General features: G+C 46.4%; 14 protein-coding genes. 9 read left to right on the plus strand and 5 right to left on the minus strand.

The window, feature by feature from the left end; all coding sequences use genetic code 11:
* Positions 1-2: 2 nt before the first annotated feature.
* Both AC5SLM_RS13085 and AC5SLM_RS13090 read right to left on the minus strand, forming a co-directional pair.
* Complete coding sequence (locus tag AC5SLM_RS13085) at positions 3-812, minus strand: class I SAM-dependent methyltransferase (protein ID WP_495251416.1); 810 nt, start codon at positions 810-812, stop codon at positions 3-5.
* A 131-nt stretch (positions 813-943) separates the two neighbouring features.
* On the minus strand, positions 944-1,723 hold the full coding sequence (locus AC5SLM_RS13090) for a TOBE domain-containing protein (RefSeq protein WP_495251417.1): 780 nt from the start codon (positions 1,721-1,723) through the stop codon (positions 944-946).
* A gap of 227 nt (positions 1,724-1,950) precedes the next feature.
* Between AC5SLM_RS13090 and AC5SLM_RS13095 the strand changes: the two genes are divergently transcribed.
* From AC5SLM_RS13095 to AC5SLM_RS13125, 7 genes are all read left to right on the plus strand, one after another.
* On the plus strand, positions 1,951-2,961 hold the full coding sequence (locus tag AC5SLM_RS13095) for an LLM class flavin-dependent oxidoreductase (protein WP_495251455.1): 1,011 nt from the start codon (positions 1,951-1,953) through the stop codon (positions 2,959-2,961).
* Positions 2,936-3,970 carry a FecCD family ABC transporter permease gene (locus tag AC5SLM_RS13100; protein ID WP_495251418.1) on the plus strand — a complete coding sequence of 345 codons (1,035 nt, stop codon included), beginning with the start codon at positions 2,936-2,938 and terminating at the stop codon, positions 3,968-3,970. Before AC5SLM_RS13095 ends, AC5SLM_RS13100 begins: the two co-directional genes overlap by 26 nt.
* 3 nt (positions 3,971-3,973) lie before the next feature.
* Complete coding sequence (locus AC5SLM_RS13105; protein ID WP_495251419.1) at positions 3,974-4,765, plus strand: ABC transporter ATP-binding protein; 792 nt, start codon at positions 3,974-3,976, stop codon at positions 4,763-4,765.
* A complete protein-coding gene (locus AC5SLM_RS13110; RefSeq protein ID WP_495251420.1) occupies positions 4,753-5,772 on the plus strand; it encodes an ABC transporter substrate-binding protein in 1,020 nt (339 codons plus the stop codon). The genes AC5SLM_RS13105 and AC5SLM_RS13110 overlap by 13 nt, the downstream gene beginning before the upstream one ends.
* Complete coding sequence (locus AC5SLM_RS13115) at positions 5,773-7,770, plus strand: TonB-dependent receptor plug domain-containing protein (RefSeq protein ID WP_495251421.1); 1,998 nt, start codon at positions 5,773-5,775, stop codon at positions 7,768-7,770.
* Positions 7,771-7,858: 88 nt separating this feature from the next.
* Positions 7,859-8,170, plus strand: coding sequence for a cupin domain-containing protein (locus AC5SLM_RS13120; protein ID WP_495251422.1), 312 nt, complete (start codon positions 7,859-7,861; stop codon positions 8,168-8,170).
* 125 nt (positions 8,171-8,295) lie between these two features.
* Positions 8,296-9,438 (plus strand): Fic family protein, encoded by a 1,143-nt coding sequence (locus AC5SLM_RS13125; RefSeq protein WP_495251423.1) that lies wholly within the window; start codon positions 8,296-8,298, stop codon positions 9,436-9,438.
* 76 nt (positions 9,439-9,514) lie between these two features.
* On the opposite strand, the gene tupA is transcribed toward AC5SLM_RS13125, so the two are convergent.
* Positions 9,515-10,351, minus strand: coding sequence for a tungstate ABC transporter substrate-binding protein TupA (tupA, locus tag AC5SLM_RS13130; RefSeq protein WP_495251424.1), 837 nt, complete (start codon positions 10,349-10,351; stop codon positions 9,515-9,517).
* An 86-nt stretch (positions 10,352-10,437) separates the two neighbouring features.
* On the opposite strand from tupA, the gene tupB reads away from it, so the two are divergent.
* Together tupB and AC5SLM_RS13140 are read left to right on the plus strand one after the other, a co-directional pair.
* Positions 10,438-11,136: a tungstate ABC transporter permease TupB gene (tupB, locus tag AC5SLM_RS13135; RefSeq protein WP_495251425.1), complete on the plus strand. Its 699-nt coding sequence runs from the start codon at positions 10,438-10,440 to the stop codon at positions 11,134-11,136.
* A complete protein-coding gene (locus AC5SLM_RS13140; RefSeq protein ID WP_495251426.1) occupies positions 11,136-12,170 on the plus strand; it encodes an energy-coupling factor ABC transporter ATP-binding protein in 1,035 nt (344 codons plus the stop codon). Before tupB ends, AC5SLM_RS13140 begins: the two co-directional genes overlap by 1 nt.
* Here the strand turns inward: AC5SLM_RS13140 and trxC are convergent.
* Both trxC and AC5SLM_RS13150 read right to left on the minus strand, forming a co-directional pair.
* The gene (trxC, locus tag AC5SLM_RS13145) at positions 12,167-12,592 is read right to left on the minus strand and encodes a thioredoxin TrxC (RefSeq protein ID WP_495251427.1); all 426 of its coding nucleotides are present in this window, start codon (positions 12,590-12,592) and stop codon (positions 12,167-12,169) included. The genes AC5SLM_RS13140 and trxC overlap by 4 nt on opposite strands.
* 19 nt (positions 12,593-12,611) lie before the next feature.
* A complete protein-coding gene (locus tag AC5SLM_RS13150; RefSeq protein ID WP_495251428.1) occupies positions 12,612-13,643 on the minus strand; it encodes an AI-2E family transporter in 1,032 nt (343 codons plus the stop codon).
* Between the last annotated feature and the right edge of the window lie 102 nt (positions 13,644-13,745).

Below are 13,745 nucleotides of genomic sequence, written 5' to 3' on the forward strand. Positions count from 1 at the left end.
TCTTAATACCCTTTGGGGCAATAGGTGTGTTTTCGTACCGTAGAAAACAGAACAACCCCCTTTTCCGCTTCCGTCTTCACCAATACCCTATTCCCTTGCATAAACATCTTGATGACCGCTTCAATCACGCTCATATCAGGTTCCACTTCTTTACGCATCAGCATCATGGTGGCATATTCCTTGGCTTCTTCGGGCGAAAAAATATCTTCCCACTCTGTCTCAAAAAAATGGGTTTGACAGGGAATATTTTTTCGCTTTAGCGTCTCAATAAACTGCTTTACCTTAATACATCCTGTAGATGTTTTGTCAGGGATGTTGTGAAACTGTGCGAGTGCGTCCAGAAAGAGGTTCTTTTTATAAGCCCCCCATCCTACATAAATCCCCGTGTCATGTGTCACGTTGAGCATTTTTTCAATTGCCGCTTCACTAGAGATGGCAGGGCTCAACGACGCCATGGCGATGTCATAGGTCTGCTCAGGCGCGTAGACTTCCCAATCGCCTTGACAGATGCAAATATTGGCCTCTAGCTCCAGTACTTTCGTGTACTCGTCAAGGACGCCTAGCATCCCTTCTGAAATATCAAGTGCGGTGATAGAGGCACCTTCTTTAGCTAAAGGAATGGCCACCGCCCCTGTTCCACACCCAATATCTAGGATGGTTTTTCCTGAAAAATTCACCCCTTGTTTTCCGCACCATTGCAGCACATGGCGTACATCTTTTTGCATCGCTACGTCGTCGTAACGTGGATAGGTTAATGCCATTTTGTCCCAAACACCCATTGCTTTTTCTAAAACATCCATTAGAGCCCCCATGCAAATCCTTTAAATTTGATACCGTAGTATAAATGAAAATATAACGGATTTGCAAAGAAAATACAAGAGAGGGGTGGTTAAATAATGAACATCGTAGTATTAAAAAATAGCATCAGACGCCTAAAATAGCATCAGACGCCTAAAATGACATTAGAAGCTTCAAAGCATGCGTAGACTTTTTGGCCATCTTCAAGGGCTAACGCTTTACATGTATGGTTAGAAATGGTGGCGGCGATGGTACTTTTACTCTCAAGCCCCACAATCACTTCCGTGTGTGTGGCGCCCTCTATAAGGTCGATAATCGTGCCTTGGAGCTTATTTTCATAGGAAGCGCCATCGGGTTTTTCTTTGAAAATAAGCACCGAACTGGCCTTGATGATGGCAATGGCTTTGTCGTGGACGCCAATCCCCAACGTCTCGAAACTTTGTAGGGTAATGGAAGAATAAAGTTTATCAAATCCTTTCACCGTCAGCTCAATCTCGGCACGCACGGCGTCTGCTTTGATGCTAGTCACCACGCCCAAGAGTTGGTTTCTCGCACTTAAGCGCAACGCAACCCTATCAAGAATCGAAATCATCTCTTCCATGGTTTCGTTATCTTTGGAAAAAAGGTCTAAAAACTGCTGATGTTTTTCTTCAATGGTATGAAAAGCTTTGATTAATGCCTCGCCTCTGGGGGTTAAAAATGTGCCGCCTCCTCCTTTTCCACCACTCACACGCTCCACCAACGGCGCGTCGGAAAGGTTATTCATGGCATCCACTGCGTCCCATGCCGCTTTGTAACTCATCTTCATCCCCTTGGCGGCTGCATGGATGGAACCCGTGAGTCGGATTTGCTCCAAAAGCTCAATCCGCCCACGGCCAAGGTAGTTTTTATCGCTCTTTGTCATCCACAATCGCGCTTCAAGCATGGTATTCCTTTGTGCTATCAATGGGCAAAGTATAGCCAAATCGCGCCTAAGGGTCAATTTTTAATCACCTTAGCGTTGTATTTTAAAATATATTACGATAGACTTTCCCTATCCTTTTCCTAAGATACGCCCCACGTGTTTTGCCATGGAACATATGGGGTGTTTTTTGTTTGAAATACGTGATTATTTTAAGATACTACGACCTAAAAAAGAGAGGCTTTGTTGCGATGCATTACGGGCTGTTTTGCTTATTTGAGCGATTTATGGGATCACAAAAAGAGGCTATCGACGACCAATTTAAACTCGTTGTCTTAGCAGATGCGTTACACTTTGACCAAGCGTGGTTTGGAGAGCATCATTTTAACAACTTTAGTCTTTGCCCCTCCCCCACCCTTTTGCTCTCCTATGCTATTGCCAAGACACACCGTATTAGACTTGGATGTGCAGGATTCTTAGCACCTTTTTACGATCCCATCCGCCTTGCGGAAGAGATTGCGATGCTTGATATTTTAAGCAAAGGAAGGCTCAATCTTGGCTTTGCCAAAGGGGCATTTGCGCCCGATGCTAAACATTTTGACGTTACCATCCAAAACCTACGGCCCAAAATGTTTGAATGCGTGAGCGCCATAGAACGCCTTCTTAATGACCTCACGCCCGCAAATTTCAAAGGCACCTTTGTTGGCTTTGAAGCAACCAATATCCAACCCAAGCCCATTCAAGAAGACATACCCACCTACATCGCAACCTTTTCTTCGATAGAGACTGTTATTTTTGCAGCCCAAAGAGGATTTGGCTTGATGTTCTCCCAAGGAGCAACCCTCGAAGAGTGTGTCTATGCTTGCGAGGCCTATGAGGCTATCGCGGGTGTCAAACCTCAAGTTATTCTCTTGCGTACCCTATGCGTTAACCCCGACCATGCACAGGCTGTTGCCTTTGCGCGGCCCATCCTCGACCATTTTGTAAAGTCTATGCGTGCTGCTTCTTCTTTTGGCACTGCACCACACTTTGATTCTCAAAAATACCAAACCCTTATTGCCCAAAGGGATGTTTTTTTTGATGGCGAAAAGATGTTTCGCTGCGGCATTATTGGCAACGAAGAAGCGTGTATTGCCAAACTGCGAGACATTAAACAGCATATCCAAAACGTTACGGTTGTGTTTAAGCCACTAGGCACAAACTTTCTCGACAACAGCACGTTTCTACGGAGATTCAATGACGACATTCGCCCCTACTGTTAAACAGGTTTTTTTATTTGCAGGCATGGTGCTTTTACTGTGTTTTTGTATCCTTAGTGCATTTTGGATAGGGCACTATCCTATCTCCGCTGCTCAATACTACGAAGTAGTGCGTTATGGGCTTGGGCTGAACCACGACACTTTGGCAGTTGAAAACATTCAGGCCATCTATACGATTTTATACGACATACGCTTGCCCCGCATTGTTGCTGCTGTGCTTATCGGGGCAGGACTTTCTGTCTCGGGGGCTGTGTTTCAAGGCATCTTTGTCAATCCGTTGGTCTCCCCAGGCATCTTGGGCGTACTCTCAGGCGCTTCCTTTGGTGCAGCTCTTGGGATGTTGGGCGCTCATACACCCCACGTGGTACAACTATGGGCCTTTGGGTTTGGGTTTATAGCCGTGTTTATGGCACTAGGTATCGCTAAGTTTTATGGCAAAAACAACACTGTTTTAATGCTCGTGCTTGGCGGCGTGATTAGCTCTTCCCTTTTTGGCGCATTGCTCTCCTTGGTCAAATACGTTGCCGACCCTTACAATGCACTGCCTTCCATCGTCTATTGGCTCATGGGTTCTTTGGCTTTGGTGAACAGCGAAGGTGTGCAAATGGCTACTCCTATTATGCTTGTTTCCATGCTAATTCTCATTGCTTTTAGCAAGCATATCAACGTGTTAAGCCTTGGGGAAGAAGACGCCAAAGCCCTAGGTGTTTCGGTAGAAAAAATCCGTTTTATTCTCATTGTTCTTGCTACTTTACTGAGCGCCATCAGTGTCATGCTTGCAGGTATCATCGGCTGGGTTGGGCTTGTTGTGCCACACATTGCGCGTTTTTTGGTGGGGGCAAACCACATGGTACTGCTTCCTTTTTGTGCCCTTTTGGGTGCGGTGTTTTTACTGGTTGTGGATTCTCTTTCACGAGGTGTTTTTAGTGTTGAAGTACCCCTTGGCATCTTAACGGCTTTGGTTGGAATTCCTGTGTTCATACTAGCACTCCAACGCACGGCGCGGCGGTAGCCCATGCTAAGACTTGAAGAAGTAAGTTGCAGCTATGGCACCACAACCGTCTTAAGCGATGTGGGGTTTCATGTAAAGGCAGGAGAGATTCTTTCTCTCTTGGGTGCCAACGGCAGCGGAAAAAGCACCTTATTAAAAGCCATCGTCGGATTGCTTCCTTATAAAGGAAAGGTGCACATCCAAGAGACTGAGGCCAAATACCTTAGCGCATCTAAGCGCGCGGCATTGTTAGCGTACGTTCCTCAAAGTACCTTTGTGCCTTTTGATTTTAGCGTGCTAGACATTGTCCTTACAGGGCGGTTTCATGCGGCTTCTTTTGGGCTTAGCTACACCAAGAAAGACAAAGAAATCGCGCGGTTGGCACTAAAGCGGGGGGGTATTGCCTGCTTTGAAAATAGGATTTACCGCACCCTTAGCGGCGGGGAGCAGCAATTGGTGCTCATTGCGCGAGCATTAGCGCAGCAAAGCGCGCTGATTGTTATGGATGAACCCGTAACAGGGCTTGACCTTGGCAATCAAATGCGCCTGCTTGACACTTTACAAACCTTAGCGAAAGAGGGGTATGCCATTGTACAAACCACCCATTATCCAGACCATGCTTTACGCATTTCTGATGTAGTGGCGTGGATTCATGAAGGCAAGGTGCTTGATTGTGGGATGCCCGAATCTGTCATCAGCACTAGCCGTATTCACGCCATTTATGGTGTGGAATCTCAAACGGTCGTCGACCTTCGAGGCTCGCGTCATCTCTTGCCGCTAGGCTTTACATGTAAGGAAACCTCATGCGCTTTTTAATTTTATTGTCGTCTATCTTACTGTTTTCCACAGCTCTTTGTGCTCAAACGGATATGCTAGGAAGAACCGTGCCCGTTCCTGTGCACGTGACTAAAGTCTTTTCCGCATCTCCGCCCATGATGGTGTTGTTATATACCCTAGCACCCGAAAAAATGGTAGGAATAAATTACAATTTTCTAGAAGTGGAAAAACGCTTTATGTTGCCCGCCGTACAAACCTTACCTGTATTGGGCGGGTTTTTTGGCGGAGGGAATCATGCCAATCTTGAAAAAATCCTTTCTTTAAAACCCGACATTATCTTTGCCTGGGACACAAGCCACCAAAGTGCTGTGGCCTTTGAAAAAACCTTAAACACCTTTGGCATTCCCGTGGTATACATCCGCCAAAACACCCTGCGCGACAGCCTTGAAGCACTCACGGTGGCGGGAATCTACCTCAAGGAAGAAGCACGTGCACACACCCTTGTTGCGTATGGAGAAGCCAATCTAGCCCGTGTGGAAAAAAGTGTTGAGACCTTGGGAACGCGACCACGAAAACGGGTCTTTTTTGCCCAAGGGCAAGATGGATTAAATACCGAATGCTCTAACGACCGCCAATCTGAAATCATCTCTTTCACAGGTGGGGTCAATGTTCATGCGTGCCCCAACACGCCAGAGGGAAGTTACAAGCGTGAAAAAATCACCCTTGAAAAACTTTACATGTACGACCCTGATGTCATCTTTGTGCGGGAAAAAAGCTTTTTTGAAAGCCTACATGACACGCATCCGTGGCACAACCTCACCGCATACCAACAAGGACAGATTTACCTCGTGCCCTCTTCCCCTTTTGCGTGGCTGAGCCGACCGCCCTCACTGGTACGATTTTTGGGGGTTGTGTGGATGCACCATGTGTTGTATCCCGAGCATTTTCCTGTTGCTATTGACGAAGAAATTAAAAAATTTTACGAAATGTTTTTACATGTAAGTTTAAGCGATACACAAATCCAGCATCTACTAAAAGGAGAGTAAATGAGAAGAGTGATTTTAGGAAGCATCATTGCTGCGGCGGCATTACAAGCAGATGTGTACGAATTGGGGCGGGTAGAAGTGGTGGCCCAAACGGACATCAGTCAAAACAAGGCGACAGAAGTCGTCGATGCCCAAGTGATGAAAGAAACCGAGAGCAAAACTGTCGTGGAAGCCTTGCAGTACATTCCTGGTGTTTTTGTAGACCAAACGGGTGCTAAAAACCAAATGGACGTGCGGGTGCGTGGGTTTAAAAAGAGTCGCGTGCCTGTTTTTGTGGATGGGATTCCTGTGTATGTACCCTATAACCGCGAAACCGACCTTAGCAGATTTACCACTTACGACATTGCTGAAATCACGGTATCCAAAGGGTACACCTCCCCTATGTACGGGGCAAATACCATCGGTGGGGCTATCAATATCGTCACTAAAAAGCCTAGCAAAACCTTTGAAGGAGAGGTGGGTGCTGGTATTTTTAGCGGAGACGGACACGAAGAATACGTGACTCTTGGCACCAACCAAGGTACCTTTTACGGACTTTTGTCAATCTCTAATTACCAAAGGGACTATTTTAATCTTTCAAAAGACTTTACCGACAACGGCCATCAAGAAGGTAAAAAACGCGCCAATTCTGACAATAAAGACCGCAAACTCAACCTCAAAGTCGGTTACACGCCCAATGATACAGACGAATACTCCTTTAATTACATCGTGCAACGGGGCGAAAAAGGGCAACCTTATTACGCAAGTGATTTGACCGCACCCTTCGTAGGTAGCAATATGCGAAACCGCTACTGGCGTTGGCCTGATTGGGATAAAACCAGTTACTATGTCATCACCAAAACTGCCCTAGGCGACATGGTTACTCTCAAGACGCGCTTTTACAGGGATGAGTTTTATAACTCAATGGAAAACTACGGCAACCTACCAGGTGCTGCTAACGCCACAACGCCAGTTGATACTTCTGCTTATGATGACTATTCGTTAGGCGGCAATGTTCAGCTAGATTTCAAGCTATCTGATAACCAATTGCTAAAATTCTCAGCAACACAAAAAAGGGATTTCCACAAATCTATAGACTCTACCCAACCTGGATTAGACACAAAAACAGAGGGCACAACCACCTCGCTAGGGATAGAATACGCGTTGCAAGCAAACGCAAAACTTACGTGGGTTGTTGGGGCATCTTATGATAAAAACAAAGTGGATAAAGCAGAGTATGTCACAGGAGGAAATATTAGCGAATACGACAAATACGACTCCGACGCCTTCAACCCTGCCACAGCACTTTACTACAGCCTCAACGACGCCACGACCCTTTACGGGAGTATCGCCAAAAAAAGCAACATGCCCACGTTGACAGAACGCTACTCAACCCGCTTTAACATGTTCGTGCCAAACCCTAGCCTCAAAGCTGAAAAATCCCTCAACTATGAAGTGGGCGTGGAACATAAACTCAACGATGAGCACCTTGTAAAGGGCGCTATTTTCTTAAACTACTCCGATGATTACATCGCGTCCGTATCGGTTGCACCTTCTGGAACCTGCACGAGCAATTGCAGTCAAAGTCAAAATATCGGCAAAGAGGAGCACAAAGGGTTTGAACTTTCCTTGGACTCTTACTGGAGCGATGCGCTCTCAAGTAGCGTGGCATACACCTACATTGACGCTAAGGTTAAAGACAATGCAGACAACCCTTACGTGAGCGACATTCCAAAACACAGCCTCATCGCAAGGGCGAAGTATTCGCCGCTGAGTGCGCTAGACATCATCCCGCAAATTCGCTACGAGAGTGAGCGATATGTGCGCAGTGAAGCCATTTACAGCGACTACAAAACCAAAGAGTTTTTTCTCATGGATATCAAGATTGCCTATCGCGCCATGAAAGATTTAGAGCTCTCAGCGGGCATAAAAAACCTCTTTGACAAAGACTATTTTTACAGTTATGGCTACCCTCAAGAAGGCCGAAGCTATTATGCTAACGTACGCTACACCTTTTAACCTTTTGCTTGCCCCATGCTATTTGGGGTAAGCAATTACTTTACATGTAAAGAAAAAATGGGGTAAGATGGGCAAAAAAAGGAAGGTCATGGCCCACTACAACCTCTTCACTCCCGTGCCACACTTAGAAAACGAAGAACACACCACCACCTTGCTCTCTCATCCGCACGCCACCCTCTTGCGCCTCGTCTCGCCACCCCATTTTAAAAGCGCGCCATTTTGCCAAAAAGAAGACGAGTGGGTGAGCTTGCTCCAAGGAGAAGCGACCCTAGACATCGCAGGAAAATGGCACACCCTAAGGGCAGGCGACACCGTGTTTATCCCCGCTAACACGCCCCATCAGGTGGTGGATACTTCCGAAACACCTTTGGCCATTTGGCTAACGGTACATCTGTTCTAGGGGGTTAATGCAAACACCGTTTATAAAAGCAAAAGGGGGTCTAAGCTCCGATAGAAACGATTAATAGCTTTAATCGGCTCATATTGTGGTACTATTAAACCCACTAATCGTTTCAAAGGTTGCGCATGGAAGCAGGTACTAAAAAATGGATATGGCAACACCATGATTATCCAAATTTTCACTATGACACATTAAAATTAACCACGCTAATCAGTCAGATTGACTACAACAGAGGCCTGCTTGAGGGCATGTCAAAACTCTTTGGCGAAGATGATGTTGTAACCATTGAAGTAGAAACCTTAACGGACGAGGCACTTCACACCTCCTTAATAGAAGGTGAAGTACTTAAAAGAGAAAGTGTCAGGTCATCTTTTAGAAAAAAACTGGACAAAGAGTTTGATGCAAGAAACGACAAACACGCGACCATAGCAACGGATAATCTTGTTGAAATTTTAATTGATTCAAATTTAAATAAAGCAAATCTGAGCCTAGAGAGACTCCACGGTTGGCACAACTGCCTTTTTGGACACACGGGGTATAGCAAATTAGACAAAATCCGTATTGCAACATTTAGAAGTCATAGTGATATGGAGGTTGTCTCAGGTGCGATGGGATATGAAAAAATCCACTACAGAGCAGTTCCCGTTCAGAGGTTTAATGAGGATATTAACACCTTTTTAAAATACTGCAATCAAAGCAATGAAAACGTGTACATAAAATCTGCAATAGCACATATTTGGTTTGTGATTATCCACCCTTATGATGATGGCAACGGAAGAATCGCGAGGGCTATTACGGATTATATCCTCTCAAAAAATACATCAAGCATACCGTTCAAACTCTATTCTATCTCCACTGCAATCAGTCACGAGAGAAAGGGCTATTATGCTATTTTAGACGAAACGACGAACCTGCTTTTAAACAAAAATTTTGACATAACGCCTTGGCTAGAGTGGCACTTGCGGGTGTTAAATAACGCAATGGAACAAGCGTTAAAAAACATTGAGTACCTTGTGCAAAAAACAAAGTTTTGGGGCAGACACAAAAATCAAGCACTAAACCGAAGACAGATAAAAGTGTTAAATAAAATGCTTGACAAAGGTGCAGAAAACTTTCAAGGTGGATTAAATACAAAAAAATACATCTCACTGACAAAAGTGAGTAAAGCAACAGCCGTTAGGGACATTGCCGAGCTTTTAACCTTTGGATGCATTGAACACATCAAGGAAACCGCGGGTCGAAATGTGAGTTATAGGGTCAAAATCTAAACGCTTACAGTTTGTTTACATGTAAGGCTCAGCCCTGAAACATGCTGTTTTGGCATATTTCAGGGTCTAAAAAAAATCACTCCTTGCGGGTAGCCGCGTCGGGGGTGAAGAGTTGTTTGTCGAGCAGTTTGAATGCGCCAATGGCGTGTTGGATTTTGGGTGAGACAATCCATTCTATAAACTGTGTCGCGCCTTTGTAATCGGCTTTAGCACAGTGTTTTGGGTTGACCGCCATGATAGAGTAAAAGTTATTCAAATTCGCATCACCCTCAAACACGATGACAAGGGGTGGGTTGCCTTTGTGGTTTGACTCGTATTTGATAAACGTGCCGCGATCTGCTAGGGTTAACCCTTTTTGCTCCATAGCCACGTTAATGGTCGCAATCATCCCCTGACCCGCTTCAATGTACCAAGGTTCGCGCTCAGGTATGGCGCCAGTGGCGGCCTTCCAGACGCTTTTTTCTTTGGAGTGCGTGCCCGAATTATCCCCGCGACTCACAAACTTAATCTGCTCCTTTTTGACGATACTAAAGGCCTCTTCAATGCTTTTACCCGCAAATTTTGCCTTGTATTCTGGTGCGCCCAAGATAACAAAGTCATTGTACATGACGGGTTTTCTATCCACGCCAAAACCATCTGCCACATACTTTTTCTCCAGTGCTGGAGCGTGCACAAACACCACGTCCACATCACAATTTTCCCCAAGCTTGAGCGCATTGCCCGTACCAACAGCTATCCACTTAAGCTCTACGCCCGTGTCGCTTTTGTACAAGGGTGCAAGCACGTCAAGTAAACCTGTATTGTCCGTACTGGTCGTGGTCGCCATCTTGAGTTCGCCCGCGTTTAAAAGTGACACAGCAAGCACAAAAGCCCCTAAAATTCGGCCTCTTAAGCGAGGTTTTACTGAAAACATAGGATAATCCTCCTTCGATTATGCAAATTTAGAACATTCGAATGGTAGCTTTTCTTTACCATCGATGTCAAGACAACGGGGTGGGCATGGAGTTTATTACACAAGGGGTCGTGGAGGCCTTTTGGCTGTTGGTGCATTTGGACGCGGAGACCATTTCTGCTATTGATGTCACCCTTCGCACCTCGACCATTTCTATTTTACTGAGCATTGTGATTGGCTTTCCCCTTGGCTTTATCTTGGGCTTTTTTGATTTTCCCTTGCGTAAAACCTTTCGCCTCATCTCCGACACCCTCCTTGCCACACCTACCGTTGTCATCGGCCTTTTGGTTTACGCGTTCATCTCTTACCGCGGGCCCCTTGGCGAACTTGGCTTGCTCTTTACGATGGAAGGCATCATCATCGGCCAAACCATTCTGGCTCTTCCTATCGTCGTTTCCCTCACCGCTTCGGCCATTGAGGGGATGGACCGCAAGCTGTACTACACCTTAAGTTCTTTTGGACTCACCTTGCCGCAAATGGTGGGCAATGTGGTCTGGGAACTGCGCCACGGGCTTTTGGCCGCCGCGGTCACGGCCTACGGGCGCGTCATCGCCGAAGTGGGCGTGGCCATGATGATCGGCGGAAACATCAAATACCACACCCGCACCATCACCACCGCCATCTCCTTAGAAACTAGCAAAGGGATGTTTTCCATGGGCATCGCCCTTGGCATCGTGCTCATTGGCATCGCCTTTTTAGTCAATCTCTCTCTTAATTTTCTGCGCAAAAACGCAAGGCAGTACTGATGCAACAGCCCCTTTACACCATCACTTCCTTGCAAAAAAACCATGGCCATAAACCCGTCCTTGACATCAAAGACATCACCCTTTACGAGGGCGAAATCATCGGCCTCGTGGGTTCAAATGGGAGTGGCAAAAGCACCCTCTTGCGCCACCTTGCTTTTTTAGAAACTCCCGACAAGGGCGAGGTGTGCTACCGCGGCTACACCCCCTCAACCCTCCCCTTACATGTAAGGCGCGAAATTGGCACCTTGCTTCCTGAACCCTACCTTCTTAAGCGTAGCATCAAAGACAATTTACTGTTTGGGTTGCGTGCGCATGGCATCAAAGACGACGAAACCGCACGCCTTCATGAAGCCCTCGAACTGGTAGGTTTGTTGCCAAAAAAATTTCTCAAACGCTCGTGGCATGAACTCTCTAGCGGTGAAACCCAACGGGTGGCCTTTGCAGCGCGCCTCATTTTGCGGCCCAAAACCTTACTCCTAGATGAGCCAACCAATAGCCTAGATATCAGCGGCGTGCCCGTGTTTACCGAGGCTATTTTACACGCGCACGAAGCATGGAAAAGCACCATCATCATCGCTAGCCACGACCTTGACTGGCTCTCTTCTATCGCCACACGAAAGCTAGGCTTGCATTTTGGACGCATGATGGAGTTTTCCACCACCAACCTCATCGTGGGCAAGTGGATTGAAGAAGGGGAGTCTTTGGTCTACCATTTTAACGCCACCGAGTCCATGGCCCTTCCTAAAAACTGGCGCATCGGTGAAAAACGCGGTGTGGCTATCAACCCGCGCATGATTGAGATTTTCTCCAAAGAAATGGCCTGTTACAGCACCAACAATTACATTTCCCTCAAGGGGATTGTGCGAGAAATCCTCCACCTAACTAAAAGCAACGAGGTTTCCATCAAAGTAGCGGTGGGAAGCCAACTCATCGAGTGCATTGAGCCCTTTGAGGTCTTTAAATCGCGCCCGTTTTACCCCTCACAACCCTTGCAGATTTGCTTTTCCCAAGAGGCTATTAAGATTCCAAATTAGCCAACAAACCCTTGGGTGAGGCTCACAATCGCGGCTTCTTTAAGAGCTCCTGACATGCGGTAAAGCTCTTTGCCTTCTTTAAACACAATGAGGGTAGGGATGGAGCGCACGTCAAAACGCTGAGCCAGCCACTGCTCGTCTTGGGTGTTAACTTTGGCAAACAACGCTTTGAGGGGAAAGTGCTCCGCCGCTTTGGAAAAGGCTGGGCCCATCACCTTGCACGGCCCGCACCACGGCGCCCAAAAGTCCACTATTACGGGGATTTGCGAGTTTTCTACCACTTCATCAAAATTTTCTGAAAAGAGTTCAATGACGCCAGTATAAAGCAACGACTCACGGCATTTGCCGCAGTTTGCCTTGGTGTAGTGTTCTTTTTGAGGGACGTTATTGAGGCTAAAACAATAGGGACACATCACACGCATAGTTTTCCTTTATCGTAGTCTATTCTGCTTGATACAGTTGCACCAGTCGCATGAGCGAGAGCAACATGGCTACAATCGTTGGGCCTAAAATGATACCAAAAAATCCAAACATCCCAATCCCAGCTATCATGGCAAAAAAGACGAGTACTTCGTTCATGCCACGCGCTTGACCAAGCAAGTGTTTGTTGACCCAACTCACCACCACAGGACGGGCGAAGTTGTCTACCAATGTCCCAAGCACAAGCGCTGAGTAAAGAGCAATAACCACAGCGGCGGTTGTGGAGAGGCTCAAGTAAGCATACAGCCCCACAGGAATCCACACCAACATCCCGCCCACCACAGGAATCATCGACGCAATCCCATAAAGCAGTCCCAAATACAGGGCATTTAGGTCATAGAAAAAGACAAGTATCCCAAACAACGCCCCTTGCAAAAACGCCGTGATAAAGAGTGAATAAAAAAGCGACCGCACGGTGATGGAGGTTTCTTTGATGAGGGTATCGGTATTGGATTGAGACAATGGCACGGTTTTAAACACATAATGCACCATCTCTTTGCCGTAAATGAGCAAGAAAAAGTAAAACAAAATGATAAACAGTGTGTCTTTCACCAGCGAAGCACTTTTGGCGGTAATAAGCCCCACGTACCCAAAAATAGTTTTACTAATGGACGCAAGGTCAAGATTGGTGTAAAACTCCATCACGCGCTCTTGGATGCCGGGAGTTCTTGCCAAAAGGTCTTCGCCTAGCTTCGCCACTTCCACCACGCGCGCTTGCACCAACCCCAAATCAATCTGCGACGCCAAAGCCACGCTTTTAAAAACCAAGTACCCCAAAGGCACAAACAGCACGACCATCATGAGTAGCAACATCGCCACCGCGCCCACCACGGGATTTTTAACATATTTACAAATTTTTATATAAAAACTGTGCGTAGCCGTAGCCAACACCATAGCGATGATAAAGCTCCCCAAATACCCCTGAAACAGTACAAAGGTAGCATACACAGCCACGCCCAACATAGTAGCCAATACAAGGGGTTCACGACGCATAGCCTTCCTTCAAAAAGTAGTGATTAAAGGCAAATGATACCATAAATACACACTTTAAGAGTTCTTGTGTTAGCGTTTCATTTTCCGTTACATGTAAAGGAT

It is taken from the genome of Sulfurospirillum sp. HTRB-L1 (genome assembly GCF_059415125.1).

Excerpts from the sequence above, each read along its gene's own strand:
- AC5SLM_RS13100 (WP_495251418.1), top strand. The coding sequence starts at position 2,936 with ATGACGACATTCGCCCCTACTGTTAAACAGGTTTTTTTATTTGCAGGC.
- AC5SLM_RS13105 (WP_495251419.1), top strand. The coding sequence starts at position 3,974 with ATGCTAAGACTTGAAGAAGTAAGTTGCAGCTATGGCACCACAACCGTC.
- AC5SLM_RS13115 (WP_495251421.1), top strand. The coding sequence starts at position 5,773 with ATGAGAAGAGTGATTTTAGGAAGCATCATTGCTGCGGCGGCATTACAA.
- tupA (WP_495251424.1), bottom strand. The coding sequence starts at position 10,351 with ATGTTTTCAGTAAAACCTCGCTTAAGAGGCCGAATTTTAGGGGCTTTT.
- tupB (WP_495251425.1), top strand. The coding sequence starts at position 10,438 with ATGGAGTTTATTACACAAGGGGTCGTGGAGGCCTTTTGGCTGTTGGTG.
- AC5SLM_RS13085 (WP_495251416.1), bottom strand. The coding sequence starts at position 812 with ATGGGGGCTCTAATGGATGTTTTAGAAAAAGCAATGGGTGTTTGGGAC.
- AC5SLM_RS13140 (WP_495251426.1), top strand. The coding sequence starts at position 11,136 with ATGCAACAGCCCCTTTACACCATCACTTCCTTGCAAAAAAACCATGGC.
- AC5SLM_RS13095 (WP_495251455.1), top strand. The coding sequence starts at position 1,951 with ATGCATTACGGGCTGTTTTGCTTATTTGAGCGATTTATGGGATCACAA.
- AC5SLM_RS13090 (WP_495251417.1), bottom strand. The coding sequence starts at position 1,723 with ATGCTTGAAGCGCGATTGTGGATGACAAAGAGCGATAAAAACTACCTT.
- AC5SLM_RS13150 (WP_495251428.1), bottom strand. The coding sequence starts at position 13,643 with ATGCGTCGTGAACCCCTTGTATTGGCTACTATGTTGGGCGTGGCTGTG.
- AC5SLM_RS13110 (WP_495251420.1), top strand. The coding sequence starts at position 4,753 with ATGCGCTTTTTAATTTTATTGTCGTCTATCTTACTGTTTTCCACAGCT.
- AC5SLM_RS13125 (WP_495251423.1), top strand. The coding sequence starts at position 8,296 with ATGGAAGCAGGTACTAAAAAATGGATATGGCAACACCATGATTATCCA.
- trxC (WP_495251427.1), bottom strand. The coding sequence starts at position 12,592 with ATGCGTGTGATGTGTCCCTATTGTTTTAGCCTCAATAACGTCCCTCAA.
- AC5SLM_RS13120 (WP_495251422.1), top strand. The coding sequence starts at position 7,859 with ATGGCCCACTACAACCTCTTCACTCCCGTGCCACACTTAGAAAACGAA.